Origin of the sequence: Shewanella sp. 10N.261.52.F9, from assembly GCF_041471165.1 — a bacterium.
In the GTDB taxonomy this organism is placed as follows: domain Bacteria; phylum Pseudomonadota; class Gammaproteobacteria; order Enterobacterales; family Shewanellaceae; genus Shewanella; species Shewanella marinintestina.
Window position 1 is genome coordinate 217,812 of record NZ_JBFRNX010000023.1, and the last position, 18,125, is coordinate 235,936.

Genomic DNA, 18,125 nt, shown 5'->3' on the forward strand with positions numbered 1-18,125 from the left:
TATTATTATGGCAACCCATTGGGTTGCCTTTTTTTTACCCTTTCAAACCAAATTTCTACTGGTGGACTTTTACCATATCCAGGCTCTCTGCAAGCTCATAATCTCAGCCCACAATTACTGCTCATCGCCAACGATAGCTATTTAGCTTATGTCAAATATTGACCAACAACGTAGGCTTTACTGGTCGCAAAAAATAAAAACGCATAGTTTAAACCATATTAAAATACAGATACTTAAGCTTAAAATAGAAAAACAATACATTTTTCACTATTAACTGGGAACTAATTGAAAGTTTACGACTCTTACTATATGAACCGATTCTCGTTAAATGAAAATTGCTGTAAATCAGTAATCTTGGTTTAACTTTAGCTCTTAGAGCTTAGTTTCATTGTTCATCATCATTCCCTTGGCATTCCTACTCGGCTTGCCCTTAGGAATAAATCTTTAGCTAGCGCACAAAGTTTATTCCGATTTAGATATTTTTATGGCAACCCATTGGGTTGCCATTTTTTTACCTTTAAATTTCAAGACTAACCTTACCGCGTAGCGGCCTCAGCTTTACCATAACCTCTACTTTCTAAAACGGCTTAGATGTCACAAGGCAAATGGCAGTGAACAAGGCAACTTATAATACCTTCGCCAGCGTCTAAGCGTTAATGATGAACGGAGTTTCAATTTGGTTCTGGATTAAAAGCAAAATCAAACAGACAACTAAAATGTTGTATTTAAAGCACTTAAATTATTACCTGGAAATAATTTTACTTTTATTGCTAAGTTCTGGGAACTAACAGGCAAATAACCACTCTGACTATATGAACCGATTCTCGTTAAATGAAAATGACTGTTAACTAGTCATCTTGGTTTAACCTTAGCTTTTCAAGCTAGTTTCATTGTTCATCATCATTCCCTTAGCATCCCTACTCGGTTTGCCCTTCGGAATAAGCTTTTAGCTAGCGCACAAAGTTTATCCCGAGTTAGATATTTTTATGGCAACCCATTGGGTTGCCATTTTTTTGCCTTTTTGCTAATAACTCAAGCCCTAAATAGGCTAGCGTTGCTAATTTACACTACTTCAATAACTGCTGATCCAGCATAACCGCTATTGACGGATGGTAACCCTCACGTGCTTTAGCGTAAATTTGCTTGGCATCAACCGCAAAACCCGCACTCACTAATTCGGCATAAAGTGGCTTAACAAATTTACCTCGGCCGATTTTAATAAGATAAGCTTCTACATAAGGCAAAACGCTTTGATAGCGATTGCGGACAGCGACTCTAAACCAGTCAAAAGCAATTTCAGCATTAGTTGATTGGGTAAATTCAAAGGTATAGTCTAAATCACTCAAGGCTTGATGAGAGACTTGCTCTGGTAAGTTGTTCAAGAAGTACTGCCAATGGTGCACACGCCAGCCCTGGGTCATTAGACTGCTTGCTGCAGCCCCGTCATCAAATGCTCGCAGCGCCATAGTGACCTTAACTAAACTGTTTGAAGTTGGCGCAACAAACCAGCTCGGCATGCCTTCACCATAAACCCACTGCAATAGCTCAGTTTCAGTGATTTTATCGCTGTGCTGCTTTAACAAGGTTTGTTTAGCATAATCAATAAAGGTTTCAGTGGTGATGGCTTCAAACGCAAATGCCTGTACATAATCAAATAAGAATTTATCGAAAGCTTCTCGGCCTAAACGCTTTTCTAAGTCATGCACAAACATTGATGCCTTGTCATAGGTAAAACGATTAAAGGCTTCATTAGGATCTTGATCTTGCATGTTGGCTGGCAATGTCTGCTGCGCGATAGGCGTAGCTGAAATGGCTTCTTGTAAACGGCCATTTTCAAGTACCACTTCAAGCTCAGCTAACTCTTTGCCATAGACAGCTTCAACAATGCGATTGGTAAAATACGTAGTAAAACCCTCGTTTAACCATAAATCGCGCCAAGTAGCGTTACTGACTAAATTCCCTGTCCACGAATGAGCAAGCTCGTGGGCAACCGTTGAAACTAAGCTCTTATCACCCGCGATTAATGTTGGTGTCATAAACGCCAAGCGTGGATTTTCCATGCCGCCGAAGGGAAAGCTCGGTGGTAATACCAGCATGTCATATCGGCCCCATTGATATGGGCCAAGTAGAGATTCAGCCACAGCAACCATGCTCTCTGTGTCTTCAAACTCTGCCACAGCCGCCGCGAGCACCTCTGGCTCGGCGTAAACGCCGGTACGCGCCCCTAGTTCACCAAAAGCAATATCCCCTACAGCAACTGCCAACAAATGAGTCGGCATGGGTTTCTCCATGGTAAATGTAAATACCCCTTTAAGCTCTGCGCTAGCATCATTCATTGCACTCATCACTGCACGCATACCTTGAGGCACGTTTATAACCGCATCAAAGGTGATTCTCGCCTTAGGTGTATCTTGCAAAGGGATCCAGCTACGCGCATTAATTGGCTGCGACTGGCTAAACAAAAAAGGCAGTTGTTTACCACTGGTTTGTTCTGGTGTTAACCACTGCAAACCTTGAGCTTGAGGCGAGGTATGATAATGGATCACCACATGTGTCGTCGCTGTTGCCAATTGAATATTGAGCCGTTGACCTAGGGTGTCATTTTGCTTATCGAGACAATATTCAAGCGCTTCGCCAACAGCAGACAAAACTGCCGTAATTGTTAAATCACGGGTATCAAGCCATAACTCAGTGGCCTGAGAGTTTATATACTCAAGTGTTAACTCGACCTGTCCAGTAAGTTGCTTAGTCTCGAAATTTGTCGTCAGTGATAACGAAAGGTGGTTAACTTTAACCTCATCGCTATTGGCAAACGAGTGGTAGTCATGATTATTATCCCATTGCTTTAACACGGCATATCCTTTTTTAAGTCACTGATTAATTTGTTGCATTTTAGCGCTATTTGTTGGGAATAAAAGCCCAGTTTGACATCATTACAGCTAAATGAAACACTTGTGAATATTGTATGCAAAATAACAAATCAGAGAAACCCTCATGAAAAATAAACATACCCTATTGCCTTTAGCGCTTATTACGGCACTGCCCTTTGCTGCACAAGCAGAGCCTAAAGCCAATATTGACGCAGTGCTCAGCCAAAGCCATGCCTGTAGCGATACCATTGTCATTCGCTCACAAGCCCTGACTAAACAGCAAATAAGCGATGCTTGTCAGCTATTACAGACTCAAGAAGCTAATTTCCACCAGCTCTTTGGTACGTTAAACAAACCTGTCGCCAACGATAATAACCACAACATGCGCGCCAATGTTTACCACTCTAGAGAAGATTATGTAGAACATGTCACTCAACACTTTGATGTGCCAAGCGATAACGGTGGAATGTACCTAGAAGGTTTACCTTGGAAAAGTGACAATCAAGCGGAGTTTGTCGCTTATGAAAAAAAGGGCCAAGTATGGAACCTCGCCCACGAATATGTGCACTACCTCGATGGTAGATTTAACCTCTATGGTGATTTTTGTTTGTCGTTACATGACTCACACAGCGGTCCAGAGTATTGCCCTAAACCGGCTCCGCTCTACCCGCATACAGTATGGTGGAGTGAGGGCGTTGCTGAATACATATCAATTGGCTCCCATAACCCTAAAGCATTAGCATTAATCGGCAGTAAACAGACCTATGCGCTCAGTGACATATTCAATACTAGTTATGAAAAGAATGGCGGCACAGACAGAGTGTATCGTTGGGGCTATCTAGCTGTACGCTTTATGATTGAAAATCATAAAGACAAAATCGATACCATGCTTGGCTTTACCCGAGTCGGTGATTACCCGCGTTACCAGGCTTTGCTTACGGACTGGGGTACATCGATGGATGCTGAATTTGATGCGTGGCTTAAACAGCTAAAGTCCACGACCAAATAGCGATGTATTGATTAAAAATAAGACATAAAAAAGGCCTCATTTGAGGCCTTTTTTATCGCTTAGATATTCACTATTAAAGACGAATGCCTGCTTTAGCTAGGTCTTTTGCGATAACGCTGCTTGGAAGTGCAACGTAACCATCTTTTTCAACAATCTTCTGACCTTGCATAGATAACACGTAACGGATGAACTCACGATCCATTGGCGCTAAGTCTTTGTTCGGGTGCTTGTTTACATATACGTATAAGTAACGAGAAAGTGGGTACTTACCTGTTGCCGCATTTTCTGCTGTTGCTGCAACGTAGTTAGTGCCTTTCTTAGAGATAGCCACGGCTTTAACGCCTGCAGTCTTGTAACCAATGCCTGAGTAGCCAATCGCATTAAGAGATTGCGAAACAGACTGAACCACTGATGCTGAACCTGGTTGCTCGTTTACGTTTGCTTTGAAGTCACCTTTACAAAGTGCTTTCTTTTTAAAGTAACCATAAGTGCCTGATACAGAGTTACGACCATAAAGCTGAATATCTTTAGCTGCCCAGTTACCGTCTAAGCCTGTTTCTCCCCAGCGCTGAATGTCGCCACCACCACACTTATCTGTTGAAGAAAAGATACCATCGATCTGCTCGATGCTCATGCCTTCAATTGGGTTATCTTTATGCACAAATACTGCTAGTGCATCGATTGCAACGCGAATAGCTGTTGGCTGATAACCGTAATGCTTTTCAAATGCTTCAATTTCATTAGGCTTCATCTTACGGCTCATTGGACCGAACTGAGATGTACCTTCAGTCAAAGCTGGTGGCGCAGTAGAAGAGCCCGCCGCCTGGATCTGAATATTTACGTTTGGATATAGCTGTTTAAAGTCTTCTGCCCACAACGTCATCATGTTAGCTAATGTATCAGAGCCAACAGAAGATAAGTTACCTGACACGCCGCTAGTCTTTTCGTAAGTTGGTAAAGACTGGTCGATTGCAGCCATTGATGCTGCAGAAAATACAGTCGCTGCAGTAAAGCTTACCGCGCCAACAAGTTGTTTCAGTTTCATTCTTTGCTCCAGTGTTTAGCTATCTTAGTTTCTTAAAACGCTGTCAGTATTGACTTCAATGATGACAAGTCTATTACTCCTAAGTGACACTTCGATGACAAACCAGCTTATTTTTAATTTAAATATAAAAAAACAGGCAAAAGCCTGTTTTTATGTGAAATTTATTTTAAAACTTCTATTCCAACCTCGCTCAACTAAGCACGATCTTGTTGATTAAACTCAATCAAGTTAGGCGGGATCACAAAACTAAATGTACTCCCCTTACCCAATTGACTGGCAATATTAAGCTCACTTTGATGATGGTTCAGAGCATGCTTAGTAATTGCTAAACCTAAGCCGGTACCACCACTTTGGCGCGAACGTGCACTATCAACTCGATAAAAGCGCTCGGTTAAGCGCCCAATGTGCTGCGGCGCAATGCCTTCACCATTATCTTTAACGCTAAATAAGCCACCAGAGGCTATCTTACGCCAGCTTATGTCTATCTTGCCGCCAGGCTCTGTATAACGAATCGCATTCGAAATCAGGTTAGAGCACACACTCCTCAACTGAAGCTCGTTGCCGTAAACATCTAAGCCTGGCTCACAGTAAAAACTCACCTCATACTGCTCTTGTGCCAACGCTAGCGCCTCATCACGTAAGATATCCATCATCTGCGCCATGCTCACTTTAACTTCTAAATTGACATCACTGGCATCTTCAATCCGCGACAGTGCTAGTAATTGCTCAACCATAGAGCGCATACGGGTTGTTTGTTGCTGCATCTGCTCCATCGCGCGGATATTGGGCGAATCTGGTTCTGCCATTGACTGCATCATTTCTAAATAGCCTTGCAATACCGTTAGTGGAGTTTTCAACTCATGAGAAACGTTAGCCACAAACTCTTTTCGCATCCCCTCTAACTGACGAACACGGGTAATATCACGTGCGATCAATAGCAACTGCCCTGCACCGTAACCCATGATCCGGATCTCAAGAATATGACCGTCCGACTGTGGCGATGCCAACTCTAGCGGCTCTTGGTACTCTTTTTGTTTCAAGTAAGCAGAGAAATCTGGATGACGAATAAGGTTATCAATGCGCTGACCATTATCTTGCGGCCAAACAAAACCAAGTAATAGCTGCGCTAACTTATTACACCATAAAATATTGTGTTCAGAATCTAGCACTACCGCGGCATCGGGCAGTGCTTCGGCGCCTTGTCTAAAGCGCCCAAGTAAAAATGCGAGTTGCGATACGCGTTTACGGTTTTTGCCCTGCAAGCGATAAATCCCGTTAAACACCCCTTCCCAACTGCCACTGCCATTAGGGGGGGTAAGGCGACGATCGTGCCACAGCCAAAAATTTAATCGTGATAGCTGACGATAATGCCAAACTAACAGGGAGAGCGAGCCGAGAAATAGCACCCAAACGACTTCACCGACTAATAACCCAGCTAATAAACATAAGCTTAGATAAATTACTAGCCGAGAAATTAGACGGTACCCAGAATATGAATCAAACATATTTAACCAATATTACGACCATATAGGAGGACTTGGCACAAGGTAACGCAAAAGTGACCTTGTGCCTATACTAAAGTCTGGTAGAGAAGCGGTAGCCTGCGCCGCGAACGGTTTGAATTAAGCGGTCATGGCCTGATTGAGTCACCGCTTTTCTAAGACGGCGAATGTGTACATCAACAGTGCGATCTTCAACATAAACGTTGGTACCCCAAACATTATCTAATAACTGCTCACGGCTATAAACGCGCTCTTGGTGGGTCATAAAGAAATGCAACAAACGAAACTCCGTAGGCCCCATATCCAAAACTTCATCACCAACTGTGACACGGTGACTTACAGGGTCTAACTGTAAGCCTTGGACATCAATGAGATCTTCTAAACAAGTCGGCGCACTACGACGCATTACAGCCTTAATCCGTGCAACTAACTCTTTAGGAGAAAATGGCTTAGTAATAAAGTCATCGGCGCCAACTTCTAGCCCTCTCACTTTATCTTCCTCTTCACCACGAGCCGTCAACATAATGATAGGAATATGACGAGTGAATTCGTCTTGACGTAGACGTTTCGCTAATTGAATACCACTGCCACCTGGGAACATCCAATCAAGTAACACAAGATCAGGGTATGGCTCAGTTAACATATCAAGCGCCGAGTCAAAATCCTCAGCGGCTACAGTTGTATAACCATGCTGTTCCAAAACAAAAGTTAGCATCTCACGAATGGCTAACTCATCTTCAACTATCAAAATCCTTGCAGTCATAATCGATCTTCTATCAGTGAATTTCTACGATACTATTATTGGTCACTTTTATGACATTAATATTAAACACTCAGATATTTTGCCACATTAAGCATTATTTTTGTCATAAATATTATTTTTAGCTTATATCAATAGATCAAAAAAGGGACCGAAGTCCCTTTTATATTTGCACTTTGTCGTCTTAGAACTTGTGCTCAAGACCTACACCAAAGTAGCTATCATCATGTTCAATATTTTCAAAAGAACGGCTTGTATAGAAAGCAAATAACTTAGTTGGTTTACCAAGCTTATAGTCCCCACCAATAGACCATGAATCACCTTTATCTTCCATGTCTTGGAACTGGGCTTTTAATACAACAGCGTCAATTTGATAAGCGGCACTTAATAGGTAACCCGTCTTGCTTTCAGCGCCAATTACCGCATTACCTTCACCGTCATAAGTTGCTTCTTGCTGCTGATACATACCGCCTAGTTTAAAGCCTGCGATTTTACCTTGTACCGTTGCACGAACAACTTCATAGCCTTTAACGTCTGAGTCGTAGGCAATAGACGCGTAGATTGGTGACTTTTTAAGTCCTGAATCACCATACATAGCTGCAACACTGAAACCGTCTTGTGCATACTGAGAGCTTGCACCTTCTGCAGCGTAAGTTACACCCATTTTAAATCCGCTAAATGATGGCGTAATGTATGTCGCAGTTTGTTCGATACGGTTTTCACCTTTGAACAGGTTCTTTAAGTCACCTGAAAGGTCATTGAATTGATCAACCTTACCCTGTGAAGCTTTAAGCATTGTGTCATTACGGCCGACAGAGAAAGCACCGAAGTTGCCTCTAAGCCCAACAAATTGATTACGCGCCTTGAAGTTATCTTTGTCACTATCGCCAGTATCAACTTCATATTCTACAGTGTAAAACGCTTCTAAAGAGCTACTTAACTCAAAAGCGCCTTTAACACCAAAACGAGAAGCATTAGATTGAATAGTCGTTGTTGACTCATCATTTTCGTCGTTAGACTGCGCAGTTACATTTAGCTTACCGTATACCGTTAGCGGATCCGCAGCATAGGCAGAAGAAAGTGTTGCTGTTGCAAGAGCTGAAGCTAGTAGAGTTTTACAAAAAACGTTCATCATTTAATCCTTTTGACGTTATTCGTCTTGGTTATTGGTTTGGACGAGCGCCATAATGAAGATGATTTGTTGCATTTTTATTTCAGCAAAAGGTTAATCAAGGGCGGATTATTAAATTTCCAGCAACACAATTAAGCAGAACCAGCACTACCAAGGCTTTGAGCAAAGATTTTAGAAATGTGACACTTTAATGAATTGTCATATTACTAACGAGTCAGATGCCATTGAGGCGGTTTACCAGAACCCAACAATGGCTTACACTGCGCCTTTAATTTTGACTGAGCATTTATCTATGTGGTTTAAAAATCTAACTGTATACCGCTTTAACAAGCCTTTCTCTGTTGACCCTGATTCACTAGAAAAATCACTGGAAGACTTCACTTTCTCTCCTTGCTCAAGCCAAGATATTAGTAAGTTTGGATTTTCTAAAGCTATGGGTAAGCACGGCGAAACGCTTATTCATACCGCTGGTGACAGACATTTAGTTTGTGCGACTAAAGAAGAAAAGATTTTACCTTCGCAAGTGGTAAAAGAAGCTCTTGAAGAAAAAGTCAGCCAAATTGAAGCTGAAGAAAACCGTAAATTAGCCAAGAAAGAAAAAGATGCGCTAAAAGACGAGATCACCACGACTCTGCTTCCGCGTGCTTTCTCACGTCGTAGCCAAATTCGCGCACTTATATTGCCAGAAATTCAAATGGTACTTGTTGACAGCTCAAGTGCAGCTAAGTCTGAAGAGTTAATGGCGCTACTGCGTAAAGCTATTGGCACATTGCCTATCATTCCAATGAGCTTTAAAACACCAATCGAAACTCAGCTCACTGAATGGCTAAAAGAAGGTAAAACGCCTGCAGCTTTTGAAATGCAAGATGAGGCTGAACTTAAGAGCGATTCAGATGAAGGCGGTATTGTTCGCTTTAAACAGCAAGACCTGAGCGAAAATGAAGTACTAGCGCACATTGAAGTCGGTAAACAAGTGCATAAGCTTGCGTTGCATTTTGGTCAATCAATTGCTTTCTTACTGCAATCAGATGCGGCTATCAAACGTCTTAAATTCTCTGAAGAATTTAGAGCGGGTAACGATGATTTAGGTAATGATGACCCAATGGCAAGATTAGACGCTGACTTCGCCCTAATGAGCAGCGAGTTAATTGCACTTATTAATGCAACTGTTGAAGCGCTTGGCGGTCTAGAAGATAGCATTTAAAATATATCCCTAGTAATCATATAAAAAAAGGCGCCTATATGGCGCCTTTTCTGTTTATCAGTCGATTTATTTAACCGCTTTAAACTGACCGTCTTTATCAAATGGCCAATCAACACCTAACCAAGCTTTAAAAAATGCTTTTTGCGAGCTGCTAGGCTTATCTACACTGGTAATAGCAAGCTTACCACTTTGTTGTTCACCCAGAGTTAGAGAGACATCTTTAAGCCTATCATTACTAAATAGAGTCACAGTGATCGTGTCTCCCGCTTTAAAGTCATTAATACGTGACTCAAAACCAGCCGCTGTCACTTTAAGACCATTAATCGCCACAACCTCGTCGTTAAGCACAATTCCGGCATTCCAAGCGGGACCATTACGCAACACATGCGATAGTACTAATGAACCACTTTTTAACGTTACACCGGCAAAAGGCTCTACTTTACTGTCTTTGCCGTAGGTGGTCTTTAAGCCTGCTTGCTCCAACAACTTGTCAAAATCTAGACTGACAGGCTGGTTAACGTATTGCAGCCACCAATTGTCATAACTAATACCACTTACCTGCTTTAGAATTTGTTTCACATCAGCAACATTGTAGCCAGCAGGAATACGATGCTCGCTATAAAGCTGACGATGTACATCACGATAGGAATGTTCAAGTTCTGTTTCTTCTAGAAGCGAGAAATCTAAAGCTAGCGAGGTTAAAAAGCCTTCAGAATAAATATTAGTACTATGATTAACCGCGTAATCACCACCGCTACTCGCCCATTGGTTAGCGCTTGCACTCGCGATTGATTGTACTTCACGGCCTGGAGTTTTCTCACTTTGCGCGACACGCTTAGCTAAGTCTTCAAAAAACTCCTTCGGAGTCATCACCCCAGCACGCAGTAATAACTGGCTTTGGAAGTAACTGGTTGAACCTTCAGCAATCCAAAGTAGCTCGGTGATCTCTTCATCTTGATAATTGTATGGGACAAGTCCTTCAGGGCGATAAGCCTTCACATTCCAAGTATGAATAAATTCATGTGATGCGGTTTTAATAAAGCCCAAGTAGTCTTTACGATCTCGGTAGCTAAATCGAGGCCGCTGAATAATCGTCGAGTTCAAATGCTCAGTTGCGCCACGAGCACCACTTGTCGCATGAACCATATAAACGTATCTCTCAAATGGATAATCGTCCCAGATAACCTCAGCTTGACCACTAAGCTTAGTCAGATCCGCCACCATTTTATCGATATCGTAATTACCCTCTCCCCACACAACCAACTCATACTGGCGACCATCGGCTTCAAATTCTCGATGTTCACTGATCCCTGTTTCAATCGGAGAGTCGACTAATATGTCGTAATTAGAAGCAGTAAATTCATGATTACCTTTACCGCGATCCATTCCTGAATAACTACTCCAGTCATTCGGCACTTTTAGTGATACCGCTATCGGTTCGTTTCTAAATTCAGGACTATATACAAAGGTACCACTGGCATCTAAAAAGGCATGAGAAGCATCAATATGGTTCACCCTTTGACCCAACTTATTAGCATAAAGTTGGTAAGTTACTTTAACACTGGTGGGTTCTGATAGTGCCACTGTCCACTCACCACTGGCAGTGCGAGTCCAAGGTAAAACTTTGCCATTGTCATCAATTGCAGAAAAAGTGCGCACCGCGTCTGCTAATGGCAATACTTGATATTTACCTGTACGCCATACAGGTAAATTAACCACCAGCGCATCTGACTTAGTTTCTGGGAAATTGACTTCAACCTTTGCTAAATGATGCTCAGGAGCTGTTAAATCAATAAGGTAATTTACGTCTGCAAAAGCATTTGCGGAGGCTAACGCACTAAAAGTTAAGATTAAGGGAACTACAGGTTTCACTCTCGCGTCCTTCTGTTATTATTGTTTTCGTTGAGTCGAAAAATATAACATTAGACTTAATTAGGCCAATATAATTACAAAAATAGGCACTTAATTTAACGATTAAGTAAAAGGACCGGCATTTTAATGCATATTTTCGCTACCCTACTATCAATATTACTATTCTCTATTTCTAGCTTTGGAGCCTATGCAGCTTCAAGAGATGAAGTACTTACAGAAGTACAACTGCGAGAGAAGCCAAACATACTGGCACAATCAATAGTCAATACTCTACCTCAACTACCTCAGTTGGATTCCGCAGAAACATTTGATAAATTCACTCAAAGCTACCGTCTGCCAGCAGCTGAATTAATTCGCAATATTCAGCTTACAGCCCGCTTAAAGATGGAACTTTATAATAAAGAGAAAGATCGCTACCTAGCAGCCAAGAGCTTAATTGAGCAATTAGCGCATATAAGCCACAGCCCATTTGATAAGAGTTACTTACTTATGCTTAAGGGGCGTTACCTTGGCCGTAGCCAACAGGATTACGCTGGCGCCATAGAATATTATCAACAAGCCATACCTCTGATTGAGCAATCAACAGTTCTCGCAGATCAGGTTTTGCTTTATACATTGCAAGAGCATTTAAGCATGATGCATATGATCATGCGTCAAAAAGAGTCAGCATTAATACATTTAAAAAAACTGATCTCAACGGCTAAGAAAATTGAAAACAATTACCTGACCGCTCATGCTGAGTCGGTTTTGGGTAAGTATTTTTACAAACAGAATCAGCTTGGTAAATCACTGTCGCACTACACTGAAGCGGTAAAATACACCCGCGGTGGTAAGAATCCATCACAAAATGCGCATATCGAACTTCAGCTGGCACGGGTTTATCGTGATCTTGCCTCTTGGGATGAGGCCCTAAAATCAGCCAACAAAGCTGCAGATGCATTTACACAGTTGGGTAATCTAAATTACGTATCATCCTCGATGACTGTGATAGCGATGATTTATGCAAATCAAGACCTATGGTATCAAGCAATTGATTACCATTTAAATGCCCAACAAATTGAAACACAGCTCGGCAACTACATAGGCCTAGGCTTGAACTTGCACAACATAGGCGAAGCTTATTTTAAAATAGGCGATACCCAGAACTCGTTAAGTAATCTTAAACAAGCTAATGCCATCTTTACCTCTAAAAAAGCTGAACATTATTTAGTTTATAACGACCTACTGATCGCCGAAGTCACAGCAAGTGTAAGCCAGTGGCAAGAATCACAACTTTATGCAACAAAAGCAGCCAAAATAGCAGAGTCGAAGCAATTAAATGAAGAACTTAAAGAAGCATTAGAGCGGCAAGCATACGCGCAAGAACAATTAGGCCTATATGAGCAAGCCTATAACAGCATCCAACAGCTGCAAACACTCAATAGCCAAGCGACACCGCAAGCTTCAGAGCTTGATAAACAGCGCTCACAAGTTAAAGAGCAAAAACTAAAACTTAAGATCAGTAAGCTACAAAATGAGCTACAAGATAAATCTGAACAGTTAAATATCACTCGTTTAGTCAGTATTCTATGTGTGTTTCCACTGTGTTTACTTATATTATTATCGGTAAAACAATGGCGGATAAAAAACAAACTAGCTACAGCTAATCAAGAATTACAAGCCACTCAGTTACTCGAACCTTTTACGCAACAACCAAGTTACTTAAGCTTTAAGCTTAATTTTGAAAACCAAAATGAAAAACAACAAAAAACCTTGGCGCTAGTCTCACTTTCTGCGCAACTTGATTCAGATTTAACTCAAGGTTTTGAATGCAATGCCGACATGAATAGACAACAGCTGCTTGCGATTAAAAACGCATTAGAATGCAAAGCATATATTATTAGGCCTGGCGTTTTCTTAATTAGCTTAGATAGCATCATTGAAGCTAATCAACTACTAGCCCAGCTGAGAGATGTTATTGATAGCAATCACGGCCAGACAAGTATTCACATGGGTATTTTGCACCGTCCGTTATTAGCTGATTTAGCGATAAAGCTCTCTGCTGAACAACACTTTTTAAGCTTACAGATGATGTTATCAGCGGCGAGAACCTTGGGCCTAAGCCAAGATTACTTTGTCACCATGAAAACCCTTAACTTTGCCTCAGCGGGGATCTTTAATAAACCGCTGTACCTTAATATAGAAAAGAGCATTGTTAGGGGGATAGTCAAAATTGAAACCAATGGTGATAAAGACAATATTGTTTGGCCGAGATGGAAGATCCATCAAAATATCGATATAAATGACGATAAAGTCTACATTTAAGTGATTATAAGTAAAGGCGTGATGATGTTAATTTCTCTTTTTCAGTACTACTGCTAAGATAAGTACTCAAACGTTAAAGATAGACTAAGTCGCGTAATTTATAGGGAAAAACCTAAGCATGAAGGATGCAGCCATAAGCACATCTCAAATAAGCTTGTTACAGCAAAAACTCTATACCGCCAAGCAGGCATTAGAGGAGATGAACGAAGAGCAAAATGAAAAGCTGCACATCCTCATGCAATTTATTGGTCAGCTCAGCCTTGCTTGTAAAGGGCAGAACTTAGAGCTCGATAATAAACTAGCAAAATTACGTCATAAATTGGCTAACTTTAGCCAAGTTGAAGACTCCTTAGTCGATCTTAACGAAGCCGATACCATACTTAAGCAGCAATACGCTCGTATTATGCTTCAGCTCGAAGATAGCCGTCAGGCGTTGGCTAAGATGGTTAGCCAAATTCAACGTATTGAATCTCTTCCTAGCAAATTAAGACTCGAAATTTCTTATTTTAAGAAAGAACTAACTAAGCCACTGCATACTTATTGGGACTACATCCCTAAAGTCGAAAAGGTCGTTAACTTTTATGATGAAATCTTAAAAGAACAACTAAACCTCGGCGAGCAATTTGAGATCTTACCGCGTCATAGGCAATCCGCGCACGAACTAGCACAGCTACTATCTGAAATAGAATTCAGAAAAGAGCAACGTGAACAAATTGCACAGATAAAAAAGTCATTAACAGAAGATTTTGAGCTAACAACACTACTTGATGCTTATCAAGTTGTACTTGGCTTATTGTTAGATAATATTGCGCGAGAGAAAACAGCCTCACAAGAGTTTCTATTTGTACTGAATAACGCGCTAAGCAATGTACAAGATGTGGTGACAGAGTCTTACAGCCACTCAGTAAAAAGTTTTCAGGTGAGTAAACAGCTTAACCGCGATATTAACGGCCAAGTCGATAACGTTGGTGAAGCGGTCATTGAAGTCAATGATATCGATGAATTAAAAAATCAAATTACTAGCCATTTAGCGTCACTGCGAAAATCCCTTGGCCGCAAAGAGTTATTAGAAAATAGAGAGCAAGCCCAACTAAAACAGTCAGTAGAAGCGCTGCGCCGTGAACTCAAAGAACTAAGTAAAGAAACCGAATCATACAAAGAACGCTTATTTGAGCAACAAAAACTCAATCTACTCGATTCGCTGACTCAACTGCCAAACCGCAGTGCGCTTGAAGAAAGGATGGATATCGAGTATCGCAATTATCAGCGTACTAACCAGCCCTTATGGGTCGCTGTCGCCGATATTGATCACTTCAAAACAATTAACGACAGTTTTGGCCACAGCACTGGTGATAAAACTTTGCAAGTCATTGCTATGGCAATAAAAAACTCATTAAGAGAGTCTGAGTTCGTTGCCCGTTACGGTGGTGAAGAATTTGTTCTATTACTACCAGATATCGCTGATAGTGACATCCTTCCATTACTCAACCGCGTAAGAGAGAAAGTAAAAAGTATTCCGTTTAAGTTTAAAAATCAGCGAATTACAGTTACAGTATCTATAGGCGCAGCACAAATAATTGAAAATGAGCTCATCACAGAAACATTTGATAGAGCTGACGCTGCGCTATACAAAGCCAAAAACGAAAGCAGAGATAGAGTTATAATCGACTTCTAAGTTTTCCCCTGTGTTAACACTCGTTATCACGCATGCCTTTGCGGGACCACTTAGCTATCACTGCTTAAGGAGTTGCTATGATAGTAAAAATTAGTCCCCGAGGTAGCCTAGATCAACTGTCTCAATTAGAGGTTGATCGATTAAAGCAAAATGCCAAAAGTGAGCTTTACCAGCTCTACCGCAGTTGTTCATTAGCCGTTCTTGCATCAGGCCTACAAAGCGATAATGCCGAAGGTTTATTTACCCAATTCAGCGAATTTAATATTAATGTGCTGCGCAGAGAGCGCGGCATTAAAATAGAGCTGACCAATCCTCCAGAAGAAGCCTTTGTAGATGGTGAGATTATTGCGGGGATCCAGGAGCATCTGTTTTCAGTACTTAGAGATATTGTCTACATCAACGATAAATACGACAACCTCAAGCATATCAATCTAACTAATGCTAACCATATTACTAACGTAGTATTTGATATCCTACGTAATGCACGTTCGATGCCGATGTTAGATCCCAATATTGTAGTTTGTTGGGGGGGACACAGTATTAACCCGATTGAGTACCAATATACCCGCGAAGTGGGCTATGAATTAGGTTTGCGTAAGCTCGATATTTGTACCGGTTGTGGCCCTGGTGCCATGGAAGGGCCAATGAAAGGTGCCGCGATTGGCCATGCTAAGCAACGTGTTAACCATGCTCGTTATATCGGTTTAACTGAGCCGAGTATTATTGCTGCCGAGCCACCAAACCAGATTGTAAATGAACTAGTGATTTTACCGGACATTGAAAAACGCCTAGAAGCTTTTGTTCGCTTGGGGCACGGTATTATTATCTTCCCTGGTGGTGCTGGTACCGCAGAAGAACTATTGTACCTACTGGGTATTTTACTTAACAAAGATAATCAAGATATTCCCTTCCCATTAGTGCTTACGGGCCCTAAAGAAAGCGAAGAGTACTTTTTGCGTATTGATGAGTTCATTGCGGCGACTTTAGGTGAAGAAGCTCAAAGTAAATATCAGATTATTATTGATGATCCAGCAAAAGTTGCGCGAATTCAAAAACAAGCGATGGAAGATATTAAAAAGTTCCGTAAAGACAACGGTGACTCATACCAATATCAATGGTCGTTAAAAATTGAACCCGAGTTCCAGTTACCATTTGAACCGACCCATGAAGTCATGAGTAACTTAGATCTGCATTTTCAAACTAACAAAGCTGAACTTGCAGCCAACCTACGTAAAGCGTTTTCGGGTATTGTGGCAGGTAATGTCAAAATGGACACAATCAAAGCTATTGAGGCCCATGGTCCTTTTGAGCTTAAAGGCGACCCTAAGCTAATGGGGTTGATGGATGAACTGTTAAGCGCTTTTGTATCTCAGCAACGAATGAAGCTACCAGGTAGTGCTTATGTGCCCTGCTACAAAGTGATCAAATAACCTGAACTTAGGTTAATTTAAACGATATTAAGATAAACAATTAGATGAATAAATTTCTCATTATAGATGGCATGAACTTAGTGCGGCGCATTCACGCCGCACAGCCTAATGAATCGGATGTATCTGGATTGAAAGAGCGAGTAAATGGTGCATGCAGCAAACTCATCAAGTCCCATCAACCAACTCATGCAGCAATAGTGTGGGATGGAAATGCCGTTTCTTGGCGTAAAGCCCTATATGAAGATTATAAAAAAGGCCGTAAGCCAATGCCTGAAGCATTAGCGAATACCTTGGCAGATCTAAAAAATTATCTCGCTGAAAACCAGATTAATTCTATAGAAGCTGAGTCTGAGGCGGACGATGTCATTGCCACCCTAGCCTCAAAGCTTGCGAACATCAATGGTGAAGCCATAATCGTATCCACCGACAAGGGCTTTAGCCAGCTAAATCATCCAAATATCAAACAATGGGATCATTTTAGTCAAGCTTACCTAACCATAGAAGATATGGAAGCAAAGCTTGGTATAGAAAGAGCGCAACTCATTGACTATCTAGCACTTGCTGGAGACAGTGGTAACAAGATCCCTGGCGTCCCCGGAATCGGCCCTAAGTCAGCAGTAGAGCTATTGAAAATTTTCCGCTCGCTGGCGAACATTTATAACTCCATTGATAAAGTTGGTTCAAAACAAGCCAAAAAGCTGGAAGCTGGCAAACAAATGGCCCGCCTGAGTTATAAACTTGTGCAACTGCAATTAGATATTCCCTTAAACGTCAATCTAAAGCAGTTTAGATTAGAAGCGTAACAGCCAAGTTAGCTTTACACCTGTTAACATAAAGTTGCATTTATAGCATTTACCCTCACGCATTCAAGTAGTATCTTTACACTATTAAAGGAAATGCGTGAAGGAAGCACTATTCCGATGAAATCAAAACTCCCCGTAATCATCATTAGTATCTTTGTCACTTATGTCGCGTTTGTTGCTGTGATCATGGCAACTTACGACCCCAGCCCAGACGAAATGGATTGGGAAGATAGGCAAGCTTATAACCTCGCTCAAATGAGTGAAGTAACTTTAGGCCAAAGTATCGAAGAGATTAAATCGTTATTCGGTAAGGCAGACTTTTCTGAGGCTAAACTCTCCCAAGAAAGTCAGCTACAAGTGCTCTTTTACCGAACTCACCATAAAGAGTCTGATGGTGAAACTACAAAAGAAGAATGCACCCCAATGTTATTTAAACAAGGTAAGCTTATTGCGTGGGGCGAGGATACCTATAAACAATACCTAGCAAGCTCTATTGATAGCTAAGCTATCAGTCTGACC

Annotated in this window: 13 protein-coding genes; 7 read left to right on the forward strand and 6 right to left on the reverse strand. The window is 41.3% G+C overall.

Translation table 11 applies throughout. The annotated features are described in order from the left end of the window. Positions 1-1,067: 1,067 nt before the first annotated feature. Positions 1,068-2,852 (reverse strand): M1 family metallopeptidase, encoded by a 1,785-nt coding sequence (locus AB4298_RS15370; protein WP_371987405.1) that lies wholly within the window; start codon positions 2,850-2,852, stop codon positions 1,068-1,070. 142 nt (positions 2,853-2,994) lie between these two features. On the opposite strand from AB4298_RS15370, the gene AB4298_RS15375 reads away from it, so the two are divergent. Further along, the gene (locus tag AB4298_RS15375; protein ID WP_371987406.1) at positions 2,995-3,879 is read left to right on the forward strand and encodes a collagenase; all 885 of its coding nucleotides are present in this window, start codon (positions 2,995-2,997) and stop codon (positions 3,877-3,879) included. A 73-nt stretch (positions 3,880-3,952) separates the two neighbouring features. Here the strand turns inward: AB4298_RS15375 and AB4298_RS15380 are convergent, their stop codons facing one another. The 4 genes from AB4298_RS15380 to AB4298_RS15395 form a co-directional block, all read right to left on the reverse strand. Next, entirely contained in the window at positions 3,953-4,924 is a 972-nt protein-coding gene (locus AB4298_RS15380) for a PstS family phosphate ABC transporter substrate-binding protein (protein WP_371987407.1), read from the reverse strand. 194 nt (positions 4,925-5,118) lie between these two features. Then, positions 5,119-6,429 carry a phosphate regulon sensor histidine kinase PhoR gene (gene phoR / locus AB4298_RS15385; protein WP_248998595.1) on the reverse strand — a complete coding sequence of 437 codons (1,311 nt, stop codon included), beginning with the start codon at positions 6,427-6,429 and terminating at the stop codon, positions 5,119-5,121. Between the two features lie 70 nt (positions 6,430-6,499). Next, positions 6,500-7,189, reverse strand: a complete 690-nt coding sequence (phoB, locus tag AB4298_RS15390) for a phosphate regulon transcriptional regulator PhoB (protein ID WP_371987408.1) — start codon at positions 7,187-7,189, stop codon at positions 6,500-6,502. A 181-nt stretch (positions 7,190-7,370) separates the two neighbouring features. Beyond that, a complete protein-coding gene (locus AB4298_RS15395) occupies positions 7,371-8,321 on the reverse strand; it encodes a porin (RefSeq protein WP_371987409.1) in 951 nt (316 codons plus the stop codon). Between the two features lie 289 nt (positions 8,322-8,610). On the opposite strand from AB4298_RS15395, the gene rdgC reads away from it, so the two are divergent. Then, complete coding sequence (rdgC, locus tag AB4298_RS15400; protein ID WP_248998754.1) at positions 8,611-9,522, forward strand: recombination-associated protein RdgC; 912 nt, start codon at positions 8,611-8,613, stop codon at positions 9,520-9,522. Between the two features lie 66 nt (positions 9,523-9,588). On the opposite strand, the gene AB4298_RS15405 is transcribed toward rdgC, so the two are convergent. Next, entirely contained in the window at positions 9,589-11,394 is a 1,806-nt protein-coding gene (locus tag AB4298_RS15405) for a M61 family metallopeptidase (protein WP_248998597.1), read from the reverse strand. Between the two features lie 126 nt (positions 11,395-11,520). Between AB4298_RS15405 and AB4298_RS15410 the strand changes: the two genes are divergently transcribed. The 5 genes from AB4298_RS15410 to AB4298_RS15430 all read left to right on the forward strand — a co-directional run bounded on the left by AB4298_RS15410 (position 11,521) and on the right by AB4298_RS15430 (position 18,110). Continuing rightward, positions 11,521-13,698 carry a tetratricopeptide repeat protein gene (locus tag AB4298_RS15410; RefSeq protein ID WP_371987410.1) on the forward strand — a complete coding sequence of 726 codons (2,178 nt, stop codon included), beginning with the start codon at positions 11,521-11,523 and terminating at the stop codon, positions 13,696-13,698. Positions 13,699-13,816: 118 nt separating this feature from the next. Further along, complete coding sequence (locus AB4298_RS15415) at positions 13,817-15,373, forward strand: GGDEF domain-containing protein (RefSeq protein WP_248998599.1); 1,557 nt, start codon at positions 13,817-13,819, stop codon at positions 15,371-15,373. A 77-nt stretch (positions 15,374-15,450) separates the two neighbouring features. Beyond that, positions 15,451-16,803: a nucleotide 5'-monophosphate nucleosidase PpnN gene (gene ppnN, locus AB4298_RS15420; RefSeq protein ID WP_371987411.1), complete on the forward strand. Its 1,353-nt coding sequence runs from the start codon at positions 15,451-15,453 to the stop codon at positions 16,801-16,803. Positions 16,804-16,847: 44 nt separating this feature from the next. After that, positions 16,848-17,606, forward strand: a complete 759-nt coding sequence (xni, locus tag AB4298_RS15425) for a flap endonuclease Xni (protein WP_371987412.1) — start codon at positions 16,848-16,850, stop codon at positions 17,604-17,606. Positions 17,607-17,723: 117 nt separating this feature from the next. After that, on the forward strand, positions 17,724-18,110 hold the full coding sequence (locus AB4298_RS15430) for a DUF3192 domain-containing protein (RefSeq protein ID WP_248998602.1): 387 nt from the start codon (positions 17,724-17,726) through the stop codon (positions 18,108-18,110). Positions 18,111-18,125 lie beyond the last annotated feature (15 nt).

Bases quoted from the DNA above. Each gene is read 5' to 3' on its own strand.
- AB4298_RS15375 (WP_371987406.1), top strand. From the start codon at position 2,995: ATGAAAAATAAACATACCCTATTGCCTTTAGCGCTTATTACGGCACTG.
- AB4298_RS15380 (WP_371987407.1), bottom strand. From the start codon at position 4,924: ATGAAACTGAAACAACTTGTTGGCGCGGTAAGCTTTACTGCAGCGACT.
- phoR (WP_248998595.1), bottom strand. From the start codon at position 6,429: ATGTTTGATTCATATTCTGGGTACCGTCTAATTTCTCGGCTAGTAATT.
- phoB (WP_371987408.1), bottom strand. From the start codon at position 7,189: ATGACTGCAAGGATTTTGATAGTTGAAGATGAGTTAGCCATTCGTGAG.
- AB4298_RS15395 (WP_371987409.1), bottom strand. From the start codon at position 8,321: ATGATGAACGTTTTTTGTAAAACTCTACTAGCTTCAGCTCTTGCAACA.
- rdgC (WP_248998754.1), top strand. From the start codon at position 8,611: ATGTGGTTTAAAAATCTAACTGTATACCGCTTTAACAAGCCTTTCTCT.
- AB4298_RS15410 (WP_371987410.1), top strand. From the start codon at position 11,521: ATGCATATTTTCGCTACCCTACTATCAATATTACTATTCTCTATTTCT.
- AB4298_RS15415 (WP_248998599.1), top strand. From the start codon at position 13,817: ATGAAGGATGCAGCCATAAGCACATCTCAAATAAGCTTGTTACAGCAA.
- ppnN (WP_371987411.1), top strand. From the start codon at position 15,451: ATGATAGTAAAAATTAGTCCCCGAGGTAGCCTAGATCAACTGTCTCAA.
- xni (WP_371987412.1), top strand. From the start codon at position 16,848: ATGAATAAATTTCTCATTATAGATGGCATGAACTTAGTGCGGCGCATT.
- AB4298_RS15430 (WP_248998602.1), top strand. From the start codon at position 17,724: ATGAAATCAAAACTCCCCGTAATCATCATTAGTATCTTTGTCACTTAT.